This window comes from Algoriphagus iocasae, assembly GCF_014206875.1.
Classification (GTDB): Bacteria; Bacteroidota; Bacteroidia; order Cytophagales; family Cyclobacteriaceae; genus Algoriphagus; species Algoriphagus iocasae.
On sequence record NZ_JACIJO010000001.1, the window covers coordinates 506,079 to 531,077 of the forward strand.

The window sequence follows — 24,999 nt, forward strand, 5'->3', positions numbered from 1 at the left end:
AAAATATTTATGAAAATGACTGAGTTAGATGATATTCTGGCTCGGTCATTTTTGTTTCCGGGATCACTTCTTGGAGAATTTTTGGCCAGGAATTATTCCATTCTTTTATTTCCGCATTTGCCTGAAAGCCTGATTGGATCAATCGCTCTATTTTTAAAAAGTCAAAACTTTCTGATGCAATTCCCACTTTGGACTTTTCGGTGTCTATGGCATTGCAGGCCTGTTCGTATTGTCCTCTGACAGGGATGACCATCACGGGTTTCCCCAGATAAATAGCCTCGCACACCGATTCAAATCCAGCCGTACAAACTAGACCCCTGCAAGATGCCATGTCCTGAAGAAAATGTTTATCATGCACCCGGTGCAATGAAAGATTGGGTAGAGGATTCTCTGTTTCATTCGCATCCTTTCTGTCCCAATAAGCCTTTATTTTTATATGAGGATGCTTTTCTGCGAAAGCAATGATTTCTTCTGCATATCCGGAATTGACCATGTATGCCAAGAAAAAATCTCTAGAACTCACCTCAAGTTTCTTTACTTCAGATCTCAATAGGGGAGGGACGACCTTCAATTTTGGGTTGTTACTTTCCTCAAGTTTTTGAAATGAAAGTGCCAGTTTTTTTTCTGCACCTAAAGCTGTCAACCAGGTGTTTACCTGAAAACATTGCTTGGCAAAAGCCTTGGATTTGGCAAAGGTGAATTCCGGATGTTCAATTAAATATTGATGACCTATCACCCAATAACTAGCTCTTGGCTGATAGATCAAATTGTAAAGTCCTCCCAGAAGATCATAGAAATTGAGGATGATATCAGGATTTTCTTCAAGTACTATTTCGTGGATTTGATTTAAACTCTGGATAAATACCGGGGCATTCTTTAGGTTATGAAGAATGGTTTTTCCAATCAAGATCCGCTTTTCTGATTTATCAGTTACGAAATTGGGACTTTCCACAGGCTGGACTTTGGCTCCAACTTCACGGATAAAAAAATCCGGAATGCATCTTCTCTTACTTTTTCCAACAATTACTCCGCAGAGTTCGTGTCCATTTTGCCTTAATAATGCTGAGAACGCAATGGCCTGGGTCATGTGACCGCGACCTTCACCCTGAACGATAAATAAGAATTTCATCTTAGAGCCGGATAGCAGGATTGTCTAAATCTTCATCATCCCGTTTGGAGAAAGAAACCTCTCTAAAAGGTCCATAAATCTGAGGTGAGTTCTCAGATGGAAAAGGCGAAATAATATGATCTTCAGACGATTTGAAATTGATTTCATTGTAATAAATCAATTGCCAGTTGCCATCATGATCTTCTGCCAAAGCACTCATGGTTTCTACCCAATCGCCGGAATTCAGGTATTCAATTCCATCAATTTCCCGCATTTCAGCTTTATGAATATGGCCGCAAATGATGCCGTCACAGCCCTTTACTTTGGCCATTTTAGCTAATTCCACTTCGTATTGATCGATGTAAGAAACTGCTGATTTGACCTTCCCTTTGACATATTTGGAAAGAGAAAAGTAGGGTAGGCCTCTCTTAAAACGGTAATAATTGACCACCCTGTTGAGCCAGAGCAAAAAAGTATATCCTACATCGCCGATGTATGCAATCCATCTTAGGTTCGTGGTGATGCTATCGAAAACATCTCCATGAGTGATGAAATATTTCTTCCCATTACTCTCATAAATCATATCCATTTGGATGGAAAGCTTGCCTATTTGCAAAGGGAGAATTTGTTCTAAAAAATCATCATGATTCCCTCGGAGATAGAAAACGTTGGTATTACTGTTTTCTATCATTTTTATCACCCTATTGAAGAATCGAGTATGTCTTCTTTTCCAGGTGCCAGATTTTTTAAGTTGCCAACCGTCAATAATATCTCCGTTGAGGATCAGGTTTTCACATTCATATTGCTTCAGAAAGCGGGAAACTTCCTTGGCTTTTGATCCTTTGGTGCCCAAATGCACATCGGAAATGACGATTGTTTTGAATTTGGTTTTCACACGATAGCTTTTGATTGAAAGGTATACACCTAAAATCAACTAAAAATGAAATCGGTTTTATCAAAAGGATATGATTCTGAGGAGATTTCGAATAATTGTGACCAAATAATTAAGCCAATATTAAAAATCCTGATGGCTGAGAGAGAGTTAATTAAGGATTCTGGATTCCCTGTTTTTTACATTAATGGTGGTCAATTAGAAATCTCTATGATTTAGCTTTAATGCTTCAAATGTAAACCCTATGAAACAACTCTTACTTATTTCTTCATTTTTCCTGGTCTTTTCCGGAGCTATTGCTCAGGAAAAAGTCTATCCAGGCAATTATGAGCTTGCAGCGAGATTCTCTCCGGAGAAAATGCGCAAAATGGTTTTTTCCACTTCGGTATCTCCGCACTGGTTAAAAAAGTCAGATCGGTTCTGGTATGAATACAAAACCAGTGAAGGCAACAATTGGTATTTGGTAGATCCTGTGAGGAAGTCAAAAACAACGCTTTTTGACAAGGATAAACTGGCGATGGAAATCACCAAAATCATGAAGGATCCGGTAGACGGACAACATCTGGATTTGGATGATCTGAAATTTATGGAGGATGAAAACACCATTCGATTCAAGATCAAAGGAACCGAGGAGGTTTTAAAAAAGGACTGGGCTGAGATCAAGGAAAAGAATAAGAATGCAAAAGACTCCTTGGAGAAGAAGACTTTTGTGTTTCAATACAATATCGGCAATCAGCAATTGGTAGAAATCACCGATGCTGAAGAAGATCCAAAACGTCTTTCTTGGGCATCTATTTCTCCCGATTCCTCCAAAGTAGTTTTTGCGAAGCAGAATAATCTTTACTGGATGGATAAAGAAAACTTCCTCAAGGCAGTGAAAGATGAAAAAGACAGTTCCATAGTAGAGCATCAATTGACGACAGACGGAGAAGAGGATTTTGGATATGGCTTTAGCGGAAGAGGAGAGGACAATGTCGAAGTAGAAAAAAATAAAGATAAAAGAAAGCGAGTAGGCGTGCTCTGGAACGAGGCTTCTACTCAATTTGTATTTACTCGCTCTGATGACCGTAAAGTGAAAGACCTTTGGGTTTTGCATAATACCCGTGATCCTAGACCAACTCTGGAAACATACAAGTATGCCATGCCAGGTGAAAAAGAGCAGCCAATCTCATACTTGTACCATTTTTCTTTTGACACCGAAGAGCTGAAGAATTTGCCTGTAGCAACTTTCAAAGATCAGACAATTTCTCTTTGGTCCACGCCAGCACCAGCCAATGCCAGAGATGATGATTTCAGAGCTGCAACTTGGTTAGGAGATGAGGATGAATTTTACTTTGGAATTACTTCCAGAGATCTGAAAAAAGTTGATATCGTAAGATGGAATTTGTCCACTGGAACCAAAGAAGTGGTAATCGAGGAGCGAAGCAATACCTACATTGATCTAAGCAGACCTGAGTTGGTAAATGGTGGAAATGAATTGATATTCTGGTCAGAGAGAGACGGATGGGGACATTTTTATCTTTATGGCAAGGATGGAACGCTTAAAAGACAATTGACTTCCGGGGCATTCCACACCGACCGAGTGGAGCGAGTGGATGATAAAGGAAGAAGATTGTTTTTCGTAGCAAATGGTCGTGAAAAAGGAGAAGATCCCTATTACGAGCATTTATATTCTGTGAGTTTGGATGGTGGTGCAATTACCCTTTTGAACAAAGGTGATTTTAACAATTCCTCCGATATGAACGATGCAGGAAGCTATTTTGTAAACACTTATTCCAGAGTTAATACCACTCCAGTTTCTGAATTAAGAGATAGATCTGGTGCCAAAGTGATGGATTTGGAAACTGCAGATCTTTCTCAGCTTTTCGCGGCAGGATATCAATTCCCAGAGCCTTTTACTTTCAAGGCTGACGATGGAATCACGGATTTGTATGGTGTCATGTATAAGCCATTTGATTTTGACTCAACCAGAAAGTATCCAATCATCGAGTACGTATATCCAGGTCCTCAGACTGAAGCAGTGGATAAGTCATTTTCTGCTAGATTGGATCGTACGGATCGATTGGCACAATTCGGTTTTGTGGTTATCACATTGGGAAATAGAGGTGGTCATCCAGGAAGATCCAAGTGGTATCACAATTATGGTTATGGAGATTTGAGAGATTATGGTTTGGCAGATAAAAAAGCTGCGATTGAGCAATTGGCAGACCGTCATGATTTCATCGATAAGTCAAAAGTTGGAATTCATGGTCACTCAGGTGGTGGATTTATGTCTACTGCAGCCATGTTGGTTTATCCGGATATCTTCAAGGTGGCAGTTTCTTCGGCCGGAAACCATGAAAACAATATCTACAACCGTTGGTGGTCAGAAAAGCACCATGGAGTAAAAGAGCAGATTTCTCCGAAAGGTGATACAACGTTTGTTTATCAGATCGAAAAGAATCCTGATTTGGCAAAGAATCTAAAAGGACATTTGATGCTTTCTCATGGAGATGTTGATAATAACGTGCATCCTGCCAATACCATCCGAATGGCGAATGCTTTGATCAAAGCAGGGAAGCGTTTTGACTTTGTGATGTTACCTGGACAGCGCCATGGCTATGGGGATATGACGGAATATTTCTTCTGGAGAATGGGGGATTATTTTGTTCAGCATTTGCTTGGAGATAATACTCCGCCGCCAGTAGATATGCTGGAATTCCAGCGGGAAAAAGCACAAACGAAGTAAGTTTTAATCTATGATTTCATTAAAAAGGTCCGGTTCTTATTAGAATCGGACCTTTTTTGAATATGTCTAACTGCTTTTCTACCAATAAAGAAGCTAAGGCATTCAAGATTAAATTAAAATTTTTAATTGACGCCTCTTCTGTCTTCTGTCTTCCGACCAGATAAGCAAAGGATCTAAGGTTCCTGACATCTTTTCGGATAATTAAATTTTAGAATCTTCTGACTTTGATTCCTTCTTTTTCGATTTCAACTTCTATGCGTATCAAAACGTCAACAGCTTTACTTTTTTGTATTCCCGGTTGCCAACTGACTTCATTTTGAAAAAACTCCAAAACTTGACGACAAGTGTTAGAATCTGATGGGCTGCAAGCCAAAAACTGATAGTCTCCAGCTTTTCCATCACAGTTGATCAAAGTTTGGAATGTGATATTTCCGGTAGATTCAGGTGAATGGGTGATCTTTTCTTGAAGCGATTCAGCAATGGAATCAAAGGAAAGAGATGGTTTTGGCATCACTTCCACCACATGAAAATAATCAAGAGCTTCCCCGTTTTTATATGCTGGATTCACGGAAGAACAAGCATGACTCGTATCTTTTAATTCTTTAAAATCCTGAGATAGGACTTCAGAGCAAAATGTGAAGCTTAAAAGAATAACAAATATATTTTTCATAAACAGTTGAAATTTAGTCCATTGAATTTTAAAATTTACCAATTGAAATTAAAAAATTAATTAGACTATTTCGACTCACTTAGGCAATTTTTCTGAAGGTCTATCATCTTTTCCGCATAGCGCATGCCCAAAACATGGTAGGAATTGGAGTCAAAATGAGTGCTGTCTCCTTTGTGATTTAATCCATCCGAACGCACAAAATCAATGCAAGGATTTTCGCTGGCGATCTGGGAAAATGTGTCATTTATGTTTTTTGCCAAAGGAGCTTTTCCATAGAAAAAATGACCTATTTCACCCATGACAATTGGGACAGGTTCTATTCCCAAATCCTTTTGAAGTGAGTCCATCATGGCATAGAACTTTGTAGGATAGTTGGCAATGGATTCTTCATTTCCTGTATCAGACTCACCTTGGTGCCATAAAATCCCTTTTAATGTTCCATCGCTTAAAGCTTTTTTAGCCCGGGCAATCATGTCATCATAAGGATAAGTCTTGGTTTGATTATGGATGGAATCTTTAAACCAGGCATTGATGGAACTACCGCCAACTGCAGTTGGGATCAGGCCTATTTTTACCGATGGATTTTCATTCGCCATGATTTTTCCGAAGGTAAGACCAAGTCCTACACCAGCAACCGGCTTGTCAAAATGCATCGGATCTTTCGCTAAAACCCAGTTCATAGCAGAATCCAGCATCCAAACTTTGGGATGAGAGAGTGTGTCGATTGCTTCAACTTGGCCTCTTCCCGCCATATTGGATTGACCCATTAACAGGTATAAATGAAAATTCTCTGTTTCGGATTTTTGAGATTGGTTATTCTCACTTTTTTTATTGCAGGAAGCTAGAAGTGAAATGGATAAAAGGATCGCAAACAGACGTAATAGTTTCATTTAAAAGGAGTATGAGGGTTTCGGGTATGCTTTCAAAAGAGCCAGAGATTAATACATGGTATTTTGATTGGCGGATTTTTCAGGGATCTGTTGTATGGCATCCCAATGCTCGCAGATTTTACCGTTTTGATCAAATCTAAAAAAATCCATGGTTACATATTGATCATTTCCTGGCCAAATCTGATGTGTGTGCAAAGCGACTAAATCGCCTTCTGCTATGGCTCGGACAAATTCGATACTCTTATCGGGATATTCCTTCTGCATTTTGGTGAAATAATCAATAAAGCCTTTTGTTCCATTAGAAACTGCCGGATTGTGCTGGATGTATTCTGCTCCGACGTAAAGCTCAACTGCTTTTTTTGGCTCTCCGAAATAAGCGGTTTTGTAAAATGCGATTGCGTTTTTCTTGTTTTCCTGTAAGTCCATTGGGATAGATATTAAATTTTCTTTTGAATCTGCCATAAATGACCAAAAGGATCCTGAATCATACTTTGACGGTAGCCATAATCATGATCGGTGACAGGATTGATGATTTTTGCTCCAGCTGCTACACAGGAATTGAAAACCTTTGCCACATCATCCACAAATAATCCGATGCAAACGGTGGAATGATTCAAGGTGTCTGGAGATTTAAAAAAGCTATTCGGCATAGCTTCATGAATATGAAAAATGGCTCCTTCAATCGCTAATTCTACCACGTGGATACTTTCATCTTCATTACTAAAACGGAAATGCTCCTTGGCACCGAAGGCCTTTTGGTAAAAAGAAATATCGAGTGTTCCCCGAGGAATATAAAGTTCTGGAGCAAAGGCAGTGGACGTTTCCATGGACGTGATTTCAAAGCTTGGACTCTTTCAATTTACCCATTTCAATAGAAAATCCAGCAAAGAATAGTCTTACTAGAAATAGAGGGGAATCAAATATTTGGATTCCCTTCTAAAAAATAGCTTAAGAAAGTTTTTTTAAGACCTCATCCAGATTTCCCAATGCCATGGTAAATCCTTCTTTGAAACCCATTTCGATGACCATTTCCAGATCAGCAAGTTTTTCATATTTCGCGACTATGTAAACGGTAGTTGTGTTTGGATTTTCCGTAAAAGTATTGGTCCATAGAGTTCTAGGCATAGAAGTACTAGTCACTCCATTTTCATCACAAAATGCGTCCAATCCAGAATAGCTTTTCTTTGCATTGATGCTTTTGTAATCATTTTTGCACCAGTGAATTTCTCCTTTTGGACTTTCCATATAATAAAGCCAGGTACCACCTTCTCTGAAATCCATGGATTTAGTGACATTTTTATAGGGCTTTGGAGCCCACCATTTATCTAATATTTCAGGGTTGGTCCAAGCTTCCCAAACCAAATCCAGGTTTGCGGCAAATTCACGTGTGACGTGAACGGTTTGAGTTCCTTTATTGACAATAAAGTCGAATTGAAGTGGAAGGCTCATGATACGTTGAATTTATGTGAAAGATAGTTTTGAAGTTTTTCGCCGTTTTGTTTTAGTCCTTCCAATGCGTTATGGTTTTTGATGACTGCCTGAAGGATTTCTTCCGAGTCTAAAACAACCGTCCAATCCATTTCGGTTTTATCTCCTTTTGCTTCAAATAGGACTGTGGTGATGAAGTGAGGATTGAAGTGCTCGAATACAATCTTTTTGAAAGGAATGATCTCTTTAAAAATGGAATGATTTGGATAATTTTTGCCATCTGGGCCATGCATGATAAAGATCCAATCACCTTCGGCTTTAAATTCCATGGTTTTGATAGTGTTGGTAAATCCAGACGGTCCCCACCATTGTGAGATATGCTCAGGTTTTGACCAAACTTCCCAAACCAGATCAATTGGTACATTTAGAACCCGAAACATGTGCATCTCACGGTTCTTTGTTGATTCACTTGTCATTTTTTCTTTCTTTTTGAATTTTAGCTAGGTAGGCATCCAAGTTGTCAAAACGCGATTCCCAGATTTTTCTGAATTGGTCTAGCCAATTGTCTAGTTCTTTCATCTTTTCCAATTCAAGACTGTAGAAAATTTCACGGCCTTTTTGCTCCTGTTTTAAGACCTCACATTCATGGAGCACTTTTAAGTGTTTGGAAACTGCCTGACGACTTGTATCAAACTGCTCAGCGATGGCATTGGGTGTCATTGCCTGAATGGCAATTAAGGCGATGATGGCTCTTCTTGTAGGGTCGGCAATCGCTTGGAAAATATCTCTTCGCATTATTTATGAAACTGATTGGTTGCAAATATAAGCAACCGTTTGGTTTCGCAAATGATTTTCTAGTTTTTTTTAAATCCGTGACCGAAAAGCTGGAAATATCTTCCCCAATATTGGGAAAAATGACGCAGGAGGAGGTAGAAAGCAATCCTTGAATTAAGTGATTGGAATAAAGATACTTTGTAAATGATTTTTAATTATTTGTTTAAAATTTGGCCTAAAATCTCAAAAAAGGGAATCACCTTGAGTATTTTCGCGTCTTAATGAATCAAAATCAAAGTTTGTTGGTTTAAAAACTGTTGAAATTACTTTCAAATCGACCCGGTATTTTTTCTTACTAGTACTGGAATAGCGTTTGTGCAAATTTTAGAAAATGAAAAAGAACTTATTTCAAAAACCGAAAATTATGAATGTTAAAATATTAGGTACAGCTGCGGCGGTATTATTAATGGCTGCAAGTTGCGGTACAAAAAGCACAGAAAATGAGGAGGCAATGGGAGCTGAAACTGAAATGAGCGCTGAAACTACGCCAGCCACAATTTCAATCGAGAAGTTTACAGATTCACCTACTTATGCCAGTTCATCTTTAAAAATGACTAAGCCATCTGGAATGTCTGTTCCACAGGCAGGAGAAGTTGATTTTGCATTTGAGGTAGGAGATTATGAACTCGGAGCTCAGACTGAGAAGAATGGAATGGCTGCGAACCTAGCCAATTCAGGAAATGGACAGCACATTCACTTCATTGTAGATAACGATCCTTACTCAGCTCACTATGAGCCGGAATTCAAGAAAGAGATGACTGCTGGAACACATTACGTGGTTGCATTTTTGAGCAGATCTTACCACGAGTCAGTTAAGAATGCGAATTCATTTGTGGCTAAGAAGATTGTTGTTGGAGAAGCTGGCGATGATATGGGAGTTGATTTGGAACAACCAACCATGATCTATAGCCGTCCAAAAGGTGAATATGCAGGAGCTGATACCGAGAACTTGATGTTGGATTTCTTCCTTTTGAATACCACACTTTCAGAAACTGGAAACAAGGTTAGAGCAACCATCAACGGTCAGGAATTCATGATTACTGAATGGGCTCCTTACATCATCAAAGGACTTCCAAAAGGCGAGGCAACGATCAAATTGGAATTGTTGGATGCTGATGGAAATTTGATCCCAGGTGGATTTAATGAAGTAACCAGAACTGTTACTTTGAAAGACTAAGTAAGCTAGATAGGAAAGCAATAAAATTTAAAAATCCGTGTGAATTGAATCACACGGATTTTTTTTGTCATTTCCTCAGACATGAATTTTAGTGACTCTGTCTCGTTTAATCCTGCTTTTCTACAATTATTTCAAAATCATCAAAATGTACTTCCCCCTCAGTTCCAGGAAGAATTACTGCAAAAGGAATAATGATTTCTGTTTTTCTTGTGAAACTTGGAAGTGTAACCTCAATGATCTGATTCGTAAGTTCTCCTGAAACAGGATTGTCTTCCGTCGAGTAAAAAATTGATTCAACGGTTTTGGCTCCATCATTAAAGAGTCGTGACTCATAAACCCGAAGTGCAATTGCTACTCCAGGCCCTTTCAATCCGGAAGAATTAACTTTTGTCCGGACAGTTACTTTAGCTCCCTTGGGAATATTTGGATTGGATATTTGGGTAAACCAATATCCAGTTTCTGTAGAAGTTTTACCTTCAACTGAAGAAATAACGAGCGAGTTGGTTGAGTTCTGGCTGATTCTTTCTCCGGAGAAGCTTCCGTTTGAATTGTAAAAAAACCAAGAATCATCTTCGGTTTGATGTTTGAAAAAAACAGGGTTTATTTCCCAATCCTGAAGATCAGCGATACATTTTTGTTCTGAGGCTAATCTGTCAAATAGTTCATCTAAATAATATTCTTTAAGATCAGAATCATTTTCATAATAATCATAAAGGTTGACTTTGGAATGCATTAGAGAAGTTGGATTACCATCACAAAGAAATGAATCATCATGATCGAGATTTAAAAAAGCATGTCCAATTTCATGAAAAAAGAACCTTTCCCGTTGCAGATCAGATTGGGTGGACCATCCACATCTACTCACTTTTGAAATTAAGACGGTTCTTTTGCCAGTAACAGGATGTTGTTGAAAACCATAACCACAAAAAGATTCACCACCAATGACTATATCCTCCTCTAAATATACAATGTCCACATTGGATAAATCCAGATTAAAACCTCTTGATTTTGCCTCAGCTATAAAGCGATCTTTATAGATGTCTAAGGAAGGATTCTGATCAGGAGTAGGGTCTGGAAATTCCTCTTTATCACAGGAAAAAAGTAAGCTGGATAAGAATAGGAACAGTGAAAAAGAAAGGAGGTTGGCTTTCATGGTTTTGGGTTTAAAAAGAACTAATAATTAGAGAGTTAACGTACTAATTAATTATCAAGTTGTCAAAACTATTTTTGCAGAAAATTCTGAATTCGATTTCTATTCCTTTAACTCTGCTCTTTTCTCTTTAATCTCTTCTGCCAAAATCGAATTAATATCAGTTTTAGCTCCTAATAGAAGATGAATAATGGTTCCGAATTCACGAGCATTTGGATCCGTGATGGTTCCGATTTCTTCGGATTTTTCAAATAATGAAATCTCTCTATCGCTGACTTCATCTGAAGCCTCCCGAACCAAAATCACATTTCTGATTTCTTTGCTTAAATCGATCCAATTGACATAATCTGCATTCATGGTGATTGCTTCAAGTCCTTTGGTTTTAGTATAAAAATTAATCGCTCCAGCTAATCCATAATTGTCACAGATGATGACAGTGTACTCATCCGCAGGTGCTTTGGCATAAGCGAGATCAACTTTTGCAGCGAGTTCCTTCCACCCGAGCATATCTGCAAAATCCTGAGGAATATCGTGATCTACACCGTCTTCCCAACGGGTTAATTGCAAGTCTGGATGTCTTTTATACACTTCCTTTAACTTTTCCGGAGGTCTTATAGGGAATACCAAAGGGATTATCAACCCGAAAATGATAATAGGAGTTAGGATGGCTACAGGTCTTAAATATCGCTTCCTTCCGTCTTTTAGAAGATGAGTTAAGTATAATGATCCGAAGGCAAAGAAAATAGGGTAAAGGCTAATGCCATAATAAGCTTTGGCACGAAGAAAAGTGAAAATGGTCAAAGTGGCTACCAAAGTAAAAAATAGAAAACGATACTTTTTAAATGGCGCATAAGTGAAAAATGACACCAAAGCGGCGATAAGGATATAAATAGATCCGATGAAAAATAAAGGTTGTTCGGTTAGAAAATCAATTCGGTCCACATTGACCAATTGATATTTATTCAACATCCGCATATGCCATAGTACTGGGAAATTATTCAGATACTGCCAGATGATATTAGGCAAAGCTATAAGTAGTGCAAGTCCGATCCCGCCATAGAAATGAGGGTTTTTCAGTCTCTTACGCTCTGAACTTATTAAGAGTCCCAAGACTAGACTTATCCCCAAAAATACGACGGTGTATTTATTCAAAAACCCAAAACCAAAGCCAATTCCCATCCAATAAAGCCAAGAGTTTTTTCCTGTTTGGATGTGTTTGATCAGGGTATAAAAGATAAAGGTCCATGCAAGGATGTCGAATGAATTTGGCTGGAAAAGGAGGTTCAATCGTGCCAATGCTGAACAAATCAATGCGATAGCTGCAAGTGAACAAGCGAATAAATTTCCTTCAAAGCTTTCTATTGTTTTCCAAACCAAAGTAATGGTCAAGGCACCTAAAAGAGTGGGGAAAAATTTGACCCAAAACTCTGTGTAGCCCAGCAGATAAATAAGGTAAGAGAACCAAGAAGTAACTGGAGGAACAGAAATATAACCCCAAGCCAAATGATGAGCATGGTCTAGATGGAGAAATTCATCCCGATGGAGATCGTAACCTGAGTCAATCAGCAAATACTGTAATACAAACTTGATCAGTATAAATCCGAATAAAAATAGATTTTGCTGCTTCATTTGGTTATAAAAATTTGGAAGGGGCGATTAGTGTTTTTTTCTGACTCTTTATTCAAGATTCATGAGAAGGCTGTTTTGGATCTATTAGCTTTCTGATTTAAACATTCTGAATTATCGGACTATCCGTTAAAAATCAATTTAAAAGTTGTTCCTTCCTCGATGGCTGACCGCACTTGGATATTGCCTTTGTGTCTGCGCATGATCTGCTTGGATAAGCTCAATCCAATGCCAGAACCTTTCTTTTTTGTAGTAAAGAATGGAATAAAGATTTTACTCAATGCTTCTTCTTCAATCCCTTTTCCTGTATCGCTGACTTCCAAAATGATTTTTCCAGCTTCATCTATAAATGCCCTAAATGTGATCACTTTGATATCGGAATCCTCGACTGCGTGGATAGCATTTTGGGCAAGGTTAATCAAAACCTGTTCGATCTGGGTTTGGTCTCCAAATAGAATCAACTCAGGCGGATTTAGCTCTTTTCGCAAAGAAATCCCTTTACTTTCCAATTGATGGGCAAGAAGTACTTCGAGTTGGTCAAATAGCTTCGCAATGCCAATGCTGCTAAACTTCGGTGGCGGAATATGTGCCAGACTTCTAAAGTCAGAAACGAAATTGATCAGACCTTGGCTTCGTTTTTCGATTGTGCTGATTCCCATCAGATAATCTTCCATGTCTGATGGGCCCACTAGGCTGACATCGTCCATTTTGGATTCGATTTCTTCTTTGATGGTACCTGCCAGGGAAGAAATAGGAGCGATGGAATTCATGATTTCATGCGTCAAAATCTTGACAAGATTCTGCCAAGCTTCCATTTCCTTTTCTTCAAGTTCAGATTGGATATTTTGAAGAGAAACCAATTTGAATTTCTCGCCACGCATCAGCAACTCGATCACGTAAACGGAAAGCTGCATAATCCCGTCAGGGTGGGCGATTTTAATCAGTTCACTTCCGCCAGTGCGCAAATTATGGATGGCCAAATGAAGTTCCTTGTTGATCCCTTCGATTTCGGCAATATTTTTCAGTTCCTCTACATCGAGAATCCTCTTTGCGGAAGTGTTGATGATTTGAATATTCCCAGTTTCACCAAAGGTGATCAAGCCAATACTCAGGTGTTTGAAAACGGATCTGAAATACTGGTATTGGGCTTCCTTTTCAGCTTGATCTTCTTTCAGCTTTGCCAGAATGGCGTTAAATTCTATATGAAGGTCATCAGTTTCCGTCCCGTCAAATTTGACAGGATAGAGTTGGGAGTATTTGTCTTGCTTAATATTATCCAGAAATACCCGGACTTTCTTAAAAGAGCTTTCCGAATACTTCAGGAAGAAAATGATTTGGATCACCACCAAAATCAAGAAAAGGGAAATCATAAAGACTCCCCAATCATTGAAAATTGTGTATGCCAAAAGGAAAAGGGTAGCGGCTAGAAAGGCAATTCTACCCAGTAAGCCAACTTTATAATCCATATTTTTCCAGTCTTCTGTAAAGAGATGCTCTGGTCAAACCGAGCTCTTTAGCAGCTTTGGAGATATTTCCTCCGTTTTTATCAATCGCTCTCTGAATGGTACTTCGCTCCATGTCATCGAGATTTAAGGTGTTGTTGGCAGGTGCTTTATCAGATGCAGGCTTAGAGGAAAGGAAGAAGAAATCTCTTGAATCCAATTCTTCACCTTCGGCCATGATGATGGCTCTTTCGATGGCGTGCTGCAATTCCCTGATATTTCCAGGCCAATTGTACCGTTGCAACAAGTCCATTGCTGAAGCATTGAAACCTGTGAAATTTTTACGGTATTTCTGGCTGTAGTTTTTGAGGAAGTGATTTGCCAAAACCGGAATATCATCCTGTCTTTCACGAAGTGGAGGAAGGAAGATCTCCACCGTGTTGATTCGATAAAGCAAATCCTGACGGAATGTGTTTTCCATCACCATTTCATGCACATGCATATTGGTAGCGCAAATCAGTCGGATATCAACAGGAATTGCTTTGTTGGTACCAATTCGAGTGACTTCTCTTTTTTGCAATACCGTCAACAACTTAGATTGCAAAGGCATGGAAAGGTTCCCGATTTCATCCAAGAAAAGTGTACCGTTATCAGCCACTTCAAATCTTCCGGCACGATCGTCTTTGGCATCCGTAAATGCACCTCTTTTATGCCCGAAAAGCTCTGATTCGAATAGGGTTTCTGTAATTGCTCCCATATCCACACCCACGAAAATCTCATCTTTGCGAAGCGAGCGATCATGAATAGCTCTTGCGATCAATTCTTTACCTGTTCCATTTTCTCCCAAAATCAAAATATTGGCATCAGTCTGAGCCACTTTATCAATGATGGAGAAGATATTTTTCATAGAAGCACTTTGTCCGATGATGTCGCTGTAAGGCTTTTTCATATCAGACTGAAGCTGCTTTTGCTTTTTGTTCAGCTTTTCTACCTCATTATAACTCTCTTTGAGTCTGACTGCAGAAGAAAGGGTAGCTAGCAATTTCTCGTTTTGCCAAGGTTTCAAAATGAAGTCAGTCGCACCTTCTTTCAATGCCTGTACGGCCATTTCCACATCGCCAAATGCCGTAATCAAAATCACTACTGCTTTCGGATCAATTTCTTTGATTTGCTTCAGCCAATGAAATCCTTCTTTACCAGAGGTCGTATCTTCCCGGAAGTTCATGTCCAAAAGAATGACATCGTAGGAATTATTGTTGATCAAAAAAGGGATTCTTCTAGGGTCTTTTTCTATAGATACTTCTTTTGCGTGCTTCTTCAATAGCATTTTCGCAGCAAAGAGTAAATCTTCATTGTCGTCAATTATGAGTATTCTTCCCAGATCTTGATTTTCCATGGTTTTTTGTTTGGTCTATAATAAGGGGAAAATTATGCCAAGGCCGATTAGCGCCTTTAAACCCATTTTTTACTTCAAAAGTGTTCATAAATGTACGATTTTATACTGAAATCGGACAGAACTGTCCGGGTTTTTAGGCCCAAAAGATTTATGTAACTTTGTGCTTTAACCAAATGAAATATCATGCAAGCTAAAAAAGGCGATGCGGTGCAAGTGCACTACACCGGAAAGTTAGAAGACGGAAGTGTTTTTGATTCTTCAGCGAACAGAGAACCACTTGGATTCACTGTTGGGGCGGGTCAAATGATTCAAGGATTTGATGCAGCTGTTGATGGAATGGCTGTTGGCGATAAAAAAACTGTGACTATTCCTGCTGCTCAAGCTTATGGCGAGAAGAGGGAAGATATGATGATTGATGTACCAGTGGAGCAAGTGCCTGCTGATATCAAGCCTGAGATTGGAATGCAGTTAACTCTTCAGGGAGGAAATGGTCAGCCAATGCCAGTGATTGTAACTCATGTTGATGATACGAAAATCACTTTGGATGCAAACCACCAGTTGGCAGGAAAAGATTTGATTTTTGACATTGAACTGGTGAAAATCGGATAAGTCAATTAGAACTAAAGAAAAAAGCCCAAGCGATTGGGCTTTTTTCGTTTTCAGGAATCGTTTGCATAGATCAGGTAGCAATTTTTTAATTATCTGAAGTATATTAAGTTTTGCTTAATACGCTCAATTAACATGACCCTGACAATTATTTCATTTTTGGCCTTCACGGCTTTTGTAGCAATATTTTCTTGGTATCAGCTTCGGAAAGATAAATTAGATACACAGGACGGATATTTTTTAGGAGGAAAAAGCCTGACTGGATTAGTGATCGCAGGCTCCATGTTGCTGACCAATATTTCGACTGAACATCTGATCGGAATGAATGGATCAGCTTATAAAAATGGATTCATCATTATCGCTTGGGAGGTCACTTCGGCCATCGCACTGGTGATCGGGGCATTATATTTTATCCCGAGTTTTCTCAGGATGGGATTGACGACAATTCCACAGTATTTGGAATATCGGTTTGATAGAATCACCAGAACTCTCGTTGCGCTTTTTTTGATTGTATCATTTGTCGTGACATTGCTTCCGATTGTGCTTTATACTGGAGCGATCAATTTGGAAAGTATATTCAATGTTTCAGAAACGCTTCAAATCAGTCAACAGGAAGGTTTGTGGTTAACAGTCATTGTGATCGGGATCATCGGATCGATTTATGCCATTTTCGGAGGTCTGAAGGCGGTAGCATTTTCTGACACGATCAATGGAATTGGTCTTTTTTTAGGAGGCCTACTGGTTTTGGGATTTGCGCTCTGGGATATCGGTGATGGGAATATGGTAGCGGGATTATCGAAGGTTTATAAGGCTGCCCCCGAAAAATTTAATGTGATAGGAGCGAGGGATTCAGTCCTTCCATTTGAGACGCTGTTCACCGGTCTGATGATCAACCAGCTTTATTTCTGGTGTATGAATCAAACTATTATTCAAAGAGCATTTGGGGCTAAAAACCTTGCTGAAGCCCAAAAAGGATTACTTTATACTGGAGTTTTGAAGTTGTTTATTCCCTTGATAATTATCCTTCCAGGCGTGATTGGGTTTTATTATTTCGGAGATAGTCTTTATGATAATCAGGATTTGATTTACCCTGAATTGATTAAAAAAGTGTTGCCAGTAGGTTTGACTGGATTCTTTGCTGCAGTGGTGATGGGAGCAGTTTTAAGCACATTTAATAGTGTGCTGAACAGTACTGCCACAATTTTCAGTTTGGGAATTTATAAGAGACACCTGAAGCTGAATGCCACTGACAAGGAATTGGTTTGGGTTGGGAAAGTGACTTCCATAGTTTTGGCCATTTGTGCGATTTTGGCAGCACCGATGGTCGCAGGAGCTCCAGATGGATTGTATCAGCTTTTGCAGCAGCTAAACGGAATTTTCTTTATCCCAATCGCATCGATCATTATCGCAGGCTTATTTCTACCGAAGATTTCTGCTGCAGGAGCCAAAGCCGGATTATTTGTGGGATTGGGATTTTATGTTTTAACCGTATTTATTCTCCAAGTGGACATTCATTTCGTTCATATTTGGGGAATCGAGTTTTTGTTGAATATGGCAGTGATGTTTTCGGTGTCCTATTTCTATCCAAATACCAATAAATTTAAGCCTTCGGATATTAGTCCAGAAGAATTGCATCCTTGGAAATATGCGAAACTTCTGGGGTTGGTTTTAGTGGTTTTGACAATCCTGATTTATATCTGGCTAGGGAATTAATCTTATGAAAATCTTTATTTTAAAGTAAATTTCGACAAATGAAAGAAGTGACACCACATCAAATGGAAGAACTCTGGGAAGAGGATCTTTTGAAACGCTATCCGGAAAATGGAAAGCCGGAAAAAGCGAAAGAAGAATTTAGAAATTACGAAGATCCTCAAAGGGAAACCGTGAAGGAATTCTATAGAATCAACCACCTGAATCAAACCTATGATTTTGTTTTAGGGAAAGAAAAAGAGTTTCTCAAGTTTGATAAGAAAGAAATGACGCTTTGGGAGGCAGTGGAATTTCTAAATACACTCGTTGATGATTCTGATCCTGATACTGATTTGGATCAAACCCAGCATTTACTCCAAACCTCTGAGGCAATTCGTGCTGATGGACATCCAGATTGGTTTGTTTTGACAGGCTTTCTTCATGACCTAGGCAAGGTGTTATGTCTTTTTGGTGAACCTCAGTGGTGTGTGGTAGGGGATACCTTTCCTGTTGGCTGCCAGCATTCAGATAAAATTGTTTATCCTGAGTTTTTCAAAGAAAACCCGGACAGCAAAGATCCAAGATTCAATACAAAATATGGAGTGTACGAACCAAACTGCGGTCTTGATAATGTTCATATGTCTTGGGGACATGATGAATACATCTATCAGATTATGAAGGATTACCTTCCAGAAGAGGGCTTGGCAATGTTACGGTATCATAGTTTTTATGCCCAGCATAGAGAAAATGCTTATGCTCATTTGATGAATAAAGATGACCATCAGCTGTTTAAATGGGTGGATAAGTTTAATCCTTACGATCTCTATTCGAAAGCAGCTGTGCCGCCAAATGTGAAAGAATTACGGCCGTATTATGAAGATCTGGCTTCGAAGTTCCTTCCGGATACATTGAAATTCTAATTCAAAAAAACCGAAGATCGCTCTTTGGTTTTTTTATTGTAAGCTTTTGATCCATACGGGGATGTCGAAAACCTTGATTTTATCTTGGGTAATTAAAGCGATCTTTTCTTGACCTATTGAAATACTTTCAAAGTCTTTTCCACCTGTTGAGCCGATCTCTATCTTTTCTTGGTTTTGCAAAGAGATAGCCATGACCATTTCTCCATTAAGCCAAAGAAGATTTTCATTGTAGAAGCAAAGCCTTTGGTCGGTGACCAAGTTGATTTTTTTGATAAAGTTGCCTTGGTTGTCAAACATAAAAATACCTTCTCCTTTTACATTCATAAAAAGTCTGTTTTTAAACTCTCTGATTTCCGTGACTTCAAGTTTTTCAGGATTCAGAATGATGTTTAATGGTTGAGATTGAATGACAGTATTTCGGCGGTAATCGAGGATTTTGAGGTTTAAGTCGGATTCATCCCAAACCCAGATAATATTATTGTTCCCAAGAGTAGCTGCTTTGGCCAAGTTGATATTTGCCTGAAAGAACCCATTTTCGGACAGGAGATTTAAAAACCTGTCCAAGATTCGGTATTCCTGAAGGTCTGAGGAAAAGCTGAAAATATTAACAGTCCAAGCCGCTTCTAGCTGTTGCAATCGACCTTGCCTTGTTGGAGAAAACAAGTTCAACTGTTTTCCACTGGCTTGGAATTGGTAAATATCACCAGAATTTGTACTGGCGAAAATCTGATCTTTCGTATCAAATGAAACCAAGTCTAAGTTTGAAACAGTAATTTCTGAAATGGCTTTATCCAAAACATTATTCTCTTGGCTGAAAGAAAAATGAGGGAAAGCTATGAGCAGAAAAACTGACAGAAACCTCATCCTTCAAATGTTTTTAGAATAGGCTTATTTCCATCAAATTCAAGATAGGTGTATTGACTGACCCATTCTCCTAAGTTGAAATATGTGGAGTTTTCACCCACTTCAAGTTCTAAGGGCAAATGCCTATGACCAAAGATGTAGAAATCGTGATGATGGGTTTGTTCGACTTCTTTACAGTATGCCCAAAGCCATTCATCGTCTCCTAAAAAACGATTTTCATCCTTTTCTATGTTTGTGATCCTGCTGTGGCCTGACCAGGCATGGGCGATTTTGATTCCGATATCCGGGTGAAGCCATTTGAAAAGCCATTTGGATAAGGAATGCACGAATACCTTTTTAAGGAATTTATACTTGTGGTCTCCAGGTCCAAGTCCATCGCCGTGACCTACCATCATGGAGACATTCCCTATTTTCAACTCTATTGGTTCATGAAAAACCGGGATTCCTAATTCTTCCGTGAAATACCCTTTCATCCATAAATCATGATTTCCGGTAAAAAAATAGACAGGAATGTTTTTGTCTCTTAGTTGGGAGATTTTGGAAATGAAAGGAATAAATCCTTTTGGGATGACTTTACCGTATTCAAACCAGAAATCGAAAAGATCTCCCACCAGAAATATTGCTGCAGCTTCTTCTTCGATACTATCTAACCATCGGATTATTTTTCGTTCCCGAATTTTACTGGTTTCGGAATTTGGTGCGCCCAAATGAAAATCTGAGGCAAAAAATACTTTTTTACCTTCAAGTTCGAGGTGAAGTGACGCGGCTTGCATGATTAAAGATAATCGGGGATAGGATTAAAAAAAAAGCCCCTTTGAGAAGGGGCTTTAATTATTATGAATTTTCTTCCTTCGTTTCCGTGACTGAATTTTGCTCATCCGCAGTATTTTCATCCGGATCCAAGGTTGGATTTTCTAATTGATCAATCACCGGAACAGGAGCACTTTCCTTTTTATTGGTGTAAGCCTGATAGGTAGTTTCCTTTTCAAACGGTCTCTTACCGATCAATTCTTCCAAGTCAGACTGGAATAGAATCTCTTTCTCTAGAAGTTCTTTAGCCAAAATCTCCAATTCCTTGATTCTATGTGTTAGCAAATCCTTGGTTCGGATATAGGCTTTTTGGATCAACTGTCTTACTTCTTCATCGATGGTTTCAGCAGTTGTTTCAGAGTAAGGTTTGGTCATTTTATAGCCATCTCCTTTGGAATCATAAAAGGAGACATTCCCGATCTTATCATTCATTCCATAAATGGAAACGATCGAATAAGCCATCTTTGTCACTCTTTCCAAGTCACTCAATGCTCCTGTTGAAATCTTATTGAAGATGATTTCTTCAGCTGCCCTTCCTCCCAAAGTCATACACATTTCATCTACCAACTGATCTGTTTGGTAAAGGAATTGCTCCTTCGGTAAATATTGGGCGTAGCCCAAAGCTGCAATACCTCTTGGTACAATACTTACTTTTACCAATGGATCAGCATGCTCTAAGAACCAACCTGCCACTGCGTGACCAGCTTCGTGATAAGCAACAATTTTCTTCTCCTCTGGAGAGATAATTTTGTTTCTCTTTTCAAGACCACCGATAGTTCTATCAATCGCATCTTGGAAATCCTGCATGTCAACAGCAGTCTTATTTCTTCTAGCAGCGATCAAAGCTGCCTCGTTACATACGTTTGCAATTTCCGCTCCAGCGAAACCTGGAGTCTGCGCTGCCAATTTCTTAGGATCTACATCCGCATGAGTTTTGATTGGCTTCAAGTGAACTTTGAAAATCGCTTCTCTTCCTACGATATCTGGCTTATCAATGGAGATCTGGCGATCAAATCGACCCGCTCTCAATAAGGCACTATCCAATACGTCTGGTCTGTTGGTAGCAGCCAAAACGATTACGCCTGAATCTGTACCAAAACCATCCATTTCTACCAAAAGAGAATTCAACGTGTTTTCTCTTTCGTCATTGGAACCCGGCATTTGGCCTTTTCCTCTAGACCTACCAATGGCATCAATCTCATCAATGAAGATGATACAAGGCGCTTTTTCTTTCGCCTGCTTAAATAAATCTCTTACTCTGGCAGCACCAACACCGACGAACATTTCGACAAAGTCAGAACCTGAAAGAGTAAAGAATGGAACTCCAGCTTCACCTGCCACAGCTTTAGCAAGCAAAGTTTTACCTGTTCCCGGAGGTCCTACAAGCAAAGCTCCTTTCGGGATTTTACCACCTAGTTTGGTGAATTTTCCTGGGTTTTTAAGGAATTCAACAATTTCCTGAATTTCTTCTTTGGCTTCATCCAGACCTGCCACATTGTCAAAAGTGATTTTGACTTTGTTTTCAGCATCAAATAATTGTGCCTTTGATTTACCCACATTGAATATTTGACCTCCTGGACCAGATGGGCCTGCCATTCTTCTCATCATAAACCAGAAGAAGACAAATAAGAGGATCAAGAAACCAAAGCTGCCGAAGTAGCTTGTCCAGTTTTCTTCAGTAGAAACTTCTAAATCAATTCTGTTTGCAGGATCTGCCTGTTCTTTTAGAGCATCAAAATCATTTGCAAATTTATCAACGGAGGCAACCTGAAAGGAATAATGAGGACCTGACTGGTTGAAAAGTGTAGAATTAGATTCTAATTCATTTTTATATTTTGGTTCAGCAAGGGCAGATTGCTTCAAGGTGATATCTACCCGCTCCATATTTTTGACCATTACGACTTTTGCTACGTCGCCAGCCAAATACATATCCTCAAATTTTTTCTGTGTAATATCTACTACAGAGGACCTCTGCTGAATCCAGGTAAGGCCGAGAAGCACCAAAACAGCTGCTATGATCAACCAAAGTTGAAAATTTGGCTTTTGCTGTGGTGCCTTTGGTACAAATTTTTTGTTCTTATTTTTATCGCTCATCGCTTAATGGGTAATTCTGTAAACTTAAGTAAAACGGAATAGAATGGTTAAAGTTTGAGACATTTTAGCTGATTCGGGTGACTTTTGCATCTCCCCACAATTCTTCTAAGCCATAAAATTCCCTCTTCTCCTTAAGGAATATATGAGCAACTACGTTCACATAATCCATTAAAATCCAATTTTTGCTGTTTTTTCCTTCATTTCGCCAAGGACCTTTGTCTCCTGCCTTGATGACATGCTCCTCGATAGAATCTGAGATTGCATCTAATTGTGAATCGGAATTGCCGGAGCAAATCACAAAAAAATCGGTCATTGAATTTTTAATATTTCGTAAGTCCATCAGAATGATGTCGAAAGCTTTTTTTTCCTCCATCCCTTTGACGATTACTTTGCTCAGCTCTTCTGCTGTCATATTATTGTTTTAATTTTATGAACTGGAATATTGATGATTTCCAGAGAATCTAAAATTTATGTATAAAATTCTTGCCAACACCATTTTTTTGGGGAAAGATGTGCATTTCCTGCCAGACTGTCATTCTACCAATGACATAGCTCTTCAGATGGTCAGGAAAAGTCAGGCTAAAGAAGGGACTATCGTTATTTGCGGTCACCAAACGAGCGGAAAGGGACAAAGAGGAAATGTGTGGGTTTCTGAAGCTGGGAAAAATTTGACCATGTCACTGGTTTTAAAACCTGATTTTCTGGATATCTCCGAACAGTTTTTTCTCAATATGAGCATTGCAATAGGGATCAGGAGTTTTTTAGACGATTATATTCCAAACGCCAAAGTAAAATGGCCGAATGATATTGTGGTTCCTGGGTTTGGGAAAATCGGGGGAGTCTTAATTGAAAATATTTTGACTGGAAGTTCCTGGGAATATTCTGTGGTCGGAATTGGCATAAATGTCAACCAGATTTCTTTTTCAAATCCCAAGGCTACTTCTTTGGCAAAAATATCCCAAAACAATTTTGACCTGAATGAGCTTTTTAGATTGATCATCACCAGAATAGAGCAAAGTTATTTGAAGTTGAAAAAAGGGAAAATCCATGAAATCAGAAGAGAATATTTAAGCCATTTGTATTTGTTGAATCAAAAAGCTGCTTTTCAATCTGATGGAAATGAATTCCTTGGAGAAATCCAGGGAGTCGATGATTCTGGAAAGTTGCAGATTGCAGATGAAACAAGGGGATTGAGAGAGTTTGATCTGAAAGAAGTTGTCTTCTTAGAATAGCCGCTGAATTTTAGATTTAAAGATTTATGCGGTACCTTTGCCGAAGTTTTTATGAGAATTTAATTCGTTAACTATCAATAATATGTCAGAAATCAAGTCTGAAAAATACGTAAAGTACAAGGTTAAAGATATTTCTTTAGCGGAGTGGGGCAGAAAAGAAATCAAATTGGCAGAAGCAGAAATGCCAGGTTTAATGGCTCTTCGTGAGGAGTTTGGAGCTTCTAAGCCATTGAAAAATGCAAGAATTGCGGGTTGTCTTCACATGACCATTCAAACTGCCGTTTTGATAGAAACGTTGGTGGAACTTGGTGCTGAAGTGACTTGGTCATCTTGTAATATTTTTTCTACTCAGGATCATGCTGCCGCTGCTATCGCTGCTGCTGGTATTTCTGTATATGCTTGGAAAGGCATGACAGCAGAAGAATTTGACTGGTGTATCGAACAAACTTTATTCTTCGGAGAAGATCGTCAACCATTGAACATGATTTTGGATGATGGTGGTGATTTGACCAACATGGTTCTAGATCAATATCCTGAATTGGTTGCTGGAATTAAGGGACTTTCTGAAGAAACCACTACTGGTGTTCACAGATTGTATGAAAGAATGAAGAATGGAACTCTTCCAATGCCTGCCATCAACGTGAATGATTCTGTTACCAAGTCTAAATTTGATAACAAATATGGATGTAAAGAATCATTGGTAGATGCTATCAGAAGGGCTACAGATGTGATGATGGCTGGAAAAGTTGCTGTTGTTGCTGGATATGGTGATGTTGGAAAAGGATCTGCTGCTTCTTTGAGAGGTGCTGGTGCTAGAGTTATTGTGACTGAGATTGATCCAATCTGTGCGCTTCAGGCAGCTATGGATGGATACGCAGTGAAGAAAATGGTGGATGCTGTAAAAGATGCGGATATCGTTGTAACTGCAACTGGTAATAAAGATATTCTTACCGGAGAGCACTTTAAAGCAATGAAAGACAAAGCGATCGTTTGTAACATCGGACACTTTGACAATGAAATCGATATGGCTTGGTTGAATAAAAACTATGGCCATACTAAAAATGTGATCAAACCTCAGGTAGATCTTTATGATTTGGATGGAAAAGAAGTGATCATTTTGGCAGAAGGACGTTTGGTGAACTTAGGTTGTGCTACAGGTCACCCATCGTTTGTAATGTCCAATTCTTTCACCAACCAGACTTTGGCTCAATTGGAGCTTTGGCAAAATACGGATGAATACAAGCCAGGAGTTTATGTTCTTCCAAAACATTTAGATGAAAAAGTTGCTGCATTGCATTTGTCAAAACTTGGAGTTGAGTTAGAAACTCTTTCTCAAGAGCAAGCAGAATATATCGGTGTAACGGTAGAAGGGCCGTTTAAGCCAGAATATTACAGATACTAAAAGTATCAAACATTAAAAAGGCAGCTTTAAAGCTGCCTTTT

General features: G+C 39.0%; 25 protein-coding genes. 8 read left to right on the top strand and 17 right to left on the bottom strand.

The window, feature by feature from the left end; genetic code table 11:
• Window positions 1-7 precede the first annotated feature (7 nt).
• Window positions 8-1,129, bottom strand: a complete 1,122-nt coding sequence (locus FHS59_RS02170; RefSeq protein WP_184492769.1) for a glycosyltransferase family protein — start codon at window positions 1,127-1,129, stop codon at window positions 8-10.
• 1 nt (window position 1,130) lies between these two features.
• Complete coding sequence (locus FHS59_RS02175; RefSeq protein ID WP_184492770.1) at window positions 1,131-2,003, bottom strand: UDP-2,3-diacylglucosamine diphosphatase; 873 nt, start codon at window positions 2,001-2,003, stop codon at window positions 1,131-1,133.
• A 45-nt stretch (window positions 2,004-2,048) separates the two neighbouring features.
• Between FHS59_RS02175 and FHS59_RS02180 the strand changes: the two genes are divergently transcribed.
• Both FHS59_RS02180 and FHS59_RS02185 read left to right on the top strand, forming a co-directional pair.
• On the top strand, window positions 2,049-2,219 hold the full coding sequence (locus FHS59_RS02180; protein WP_184492771.1) for a hypothetical protein: 171 nt from the start codon (window positions 2,049-2,051) through the stop codon (window positions 2,217-2,219).
• A gap of 25 nt (window positions 2,220-2,244) precedes the next feature.
• Entirely contained in the window at window positions 2,245-4,728 is a 2,484-nt protein-coding gene (locus FHS59_RS02185) for a S9 family peptidase (RefSeq protein WP_184492772.1), read from the top strand.
• 208 nt (window positions 4,729-4,936) lie between these two features.
• Here the strand turns inward: FHS59_RS02185 and FHS59_RS02190 are convergent, their stop codons facing one another.
• The 7 genes from FHS59_RS02190 to FHS59_RS02220 all read right to left on the bottom strand — a co-directional run bounded on the left by FHS59_RS02190 (window position 4,937) and on the right by FHS59_RS02220 (window position 8,511).
• Complete coding sequence (locus tag FHS59_RS02190; RefSeq protein WP_184492773.1) at window positions 4,937-5,398, bottom strand: hypothetical protein; 462 nt, start codon at window positions 5,396-5,398, stop codon at window positions 4,937-4,939.
• A gap of 65 nt (window positions 5,399-5,463) precedes the next feature.
• Window positions 5,464-6,288: a sialate O-acetylesterase gene (locus tag FHS59_RS02195; RefSeq protein ID WP_184492774.1), complete on the bottom strand. Its 825-nt coding sequence runs from the start codon at window positions 6,286-6,288 to the stop codon at window positions 5,464-5,466.
• Between the two features lie 48 nt (window positions 6,289-6,336).
• Window positions 6,337-6,714 (bottom strand): nuclear transport factor 2 family protein, encoded by a 378-nt coding sequence (locus tag FHS59_RS02200; protein WP_184492775.1) that lies wholly within the window; start codon window positions 6,712-6,714, stop codon window positions 6,337-6,339.
• 11 nt (window positions 6,715-6,725) lie between these two features.
• Window positions 6,726-7,115, bottom strand: a complete 390-nt coding sequence (locus tag FHS59_RS02205; RefSeq protein ID WP_184492776.1) for a VOC family protein — start codon at window positions 7,113-7,115, stop codon at window positions 6,726-6,728.
• 121 nt (window positions 7,116-7,236) lie between these two features.
• Window positions 7,237-7,737 (bottom strand): SRPBCC family protein, encoded by a 501-nt coding sequence (locus FHS59_RS02210; RefSeq protein WP_184492777.1) that lies wholly within the window; start codon window positions 7,735-7,737, stop codon window positions 7,237-7,239.
• A complete protein-coding gene (locus FHS59_RS02215; protein ID WP_184492778.1) occupies window positions 7,734-8,192 on the bottom strand; it encodes an SRPBCC domain-containing protein in 459 nt (152 codons plus the stop codon). Before FHS59_RS02215 ends, FHS59_RS02210 begins: the two co-directional genes overlap by 4 nt.
• Window positions 8,182-8,511 (bottom strand): ArsR/SmtB family transcription factor, encoded by a 330-nt coding sequence (locus tag FHS59_RS02220; protein WP_184492779.1) that lies wholly within the window; start codon window positions 8,509-8,511, stop codon window positions 8,182-8,184. The genes FHS59_RS02215 and FHS59_RS02220 overlap by 11 nt, the downstream gene beginning before the upstream one ends.
• 403 nt (window positions 8,512-8,914) lie before the next feature.
• On the opposite strand from FHS59_RS02220, the gene FHS59_RS02225 reads away from it, so the two are divergent.
• Complete coding sequence (locus FHS59_RS02225) at window positions 8,915-9,727, top strand: hypothetical protein (protein WP_184492780.1); 813 nt, start codon at window positions 8,915-8,917, stop codon at window positions 9,725-9,727.
• Between the two features lie 106 nt (window positions 9,728-9,833).
• On the opposite strand, the gene FHS59_RS02230 is transcribed toward FHS59_RS02225, so the two are convergent.
• The 4 genes from FHS59_RS02230 to FHS59_RS02245 all read right to left on the bottom strand — a co-directional run bounded on the left by FHS59_RS02230 (window position 9,834) and on the right by FHS59_RS02245 (window position 15,341).
• Window positions 9,834-10,880: a hypothetical protein gene (locus FHS59_RS02230; RefSeq protein ID WP_184492781.1), complete on the bottom strand. Its 1,047-nt coding sequence runs from the start codon at window positions 10,878-10,880 to the stop codon at window positions 9,834-9,836.
• 99 nt (window positions 10,881-10,979) lie between these two features.
• A complete protein-coding gene (locus tag FHS59_RS02235; RefSeq protein WP_184492782.1) occupies window positions 10,980-12,506 on the bottom strand; it encodes a glycosyltransferase family 39 protein in 1,527 nt (508 codons plus the stop codon).
• A 119-nt stretch (window positions 12,507-12,625) separates the two neighbouring features.
• Window positions 12,626-13,969, bottom strand: coding sequence for a sensor histidine kinase (locus FHS59_RS02240; RefSeq protein ID WP_184492783.1), 1,344 nt, complete (start codon window positions 13,967-13,969; stop codon window positions 12,626-12,628).
• Complete coding sequence (locus FHS59_RS02245; protein ID WP_184492784.1) at window positions 13,959-15,341, bottom strand: sigma-54-dependent transcriptional regulator; 1,383 nt, start codon at window positions 15,339-15,341, stop codon at window positions 13,959-13,961. Before FHS59_RS02245 ends, FHS59_RS02240 begins: the two co-directional genes overlap by 11 nt.
• 183 nt (window positions 15,342-15,524) lie before the next feature.
• Here FHS59_RS02245 and FHS59_RS02250 point away from each other — a divergent pair, with 183 nt between their 5' ends.
• From FHS59_RS02250 to FHS59_RS02260, 3 genes are all read left to right on the top strand, one after another.
• Entirely contained in the window at window positions 15,525-15,950 is a 426-nt protein-coding gene (locus tag FHS59_RS02250; protein ID WP_221444429.1) for an FKBP-type peptidyl-prolyl cis-trans isomerase, read from the top strand.
• Between the two features lie 132 nt (window positions 15,951-16,082).
• Window positions 16,083-17,660 (top strand): solute:sodium symporter family transporter, encoded by a 1,578-nt coding sequence (locus FHS59_RS02255; protein ID WP_184492785.1) that lies wholly within the window; start codon window positions 16,083-16,085, stop codon window positions 17,658-17,660.
• Window positions 17,661-17,698: 38 nt separating this feature from the next.
• Window positions 17,699-18,556: an inositol oxygenase family protein gene (locus FHS59_RS02260; RefSeq protein WP_184492786.1), complete on the top strand. Its 858-nt coding sequence runs from the start codon at window positions 17,699-17,701 to the stop codon at window positions 18,554-18,556.
• A 33-nt stretch (window positions 18,557-18,589) separates the two neighbouring features.
• On the opposite strand, the gene FHS59_RS02265 is transcribed toward FHS59_RS02260, so the two are convergent.
• The 4 genes from FHS59_RS02265 to rsfS all read right to left on the bottom strand — a co-directional run bounded on the left by FHS59_RS02265 (window position 18,590) and on the right by rsfS (window position 22,736).
• Window positions 18,590-19,420 carry a hypothetical protein gene (locus FHS59_RS02265; RefSeq protein ID WP_184492787.1) on the bottom strand — a complete coding sequence of 277 codons (831 nt, stop codon included), beginning with the start codon at window positions 19,418-19,420 and terminating at the stop codon, window positions 18,590-18,592.
• Complete coding sequence (locus FHS59_RS02270) at window positions 19,417-20,193, bottom strand: UDP-2,3-diacylglucosamine diphosphatase (protein ID WP_184492788.1); 777 nt, start codon at window positions 20,191-20,193, stop codon at window positions 19,417-19,419. Before FHS59_RS02270 ends, FHS59_RS02265 begins: the two co-directional genes overlap by 4 nt.
• Before the next feature lie 61 nt (window positions 20,194-20,254).
• A complete protein-coding gene (ftsH, locus tag FHS59_RS02275) occupies window positions 20,255-22,324 on the bottom strand; it encodes an ATP-dependent zinc metalloprotease FtsH (protein ID WP_184492789.1) in 2,070 nt (689 codons plus the stop codon).
• Between the two features lie 64 nt (window positions 22,325-22,388).
• Window positions 22,389-22,736 carry a ribosome silencing factor gene (gene rsfS, locus FHS59_RS02280; protein WP_184492790.1) on the bottom strand — a complete coding sequence of 116 codons (348 nt, stop codon included), beginning with the start codon at window positions 22,734-22,736 and terminating at the stop codon, window positions 22,389-22,391.
• 58 nt (window positions 22,737-22,794) lie between these two features.
• Between rsfS and FHS59_RS02285 the strand changes: the two genes are divergently transcribed.
• Both FHS59_RS02285 and ahcY read left to right on the top strand, forming a co-directional pair.
• Window positions 22,795-23,556, top strand: coding sequence for a biotin--[acetyl-CoA-carboxylase] ligase (locus FHS59_RS02285; protein WP_184492791.1), 762 nt, complete (start codon window positions 22,795-22,797; stop codon window positions 23,554-23,556).
• A gap of 82 nt (window positions 23,557-23,638) precedes the next feature.
• Window positions 23,639-24,958, top strand: a complete 1,320-nt coding sequence (gene ahcY, locus FHS59_RS02290) for an adenosylhomocysteinase (RefSeq protein WP_184492792.1) — start codon at window positions 23,639-23,641, stop codon at window positions 24,956-24,958.
• Window positions 24,959-24,999: the final 41 nt, after the last annotated feature.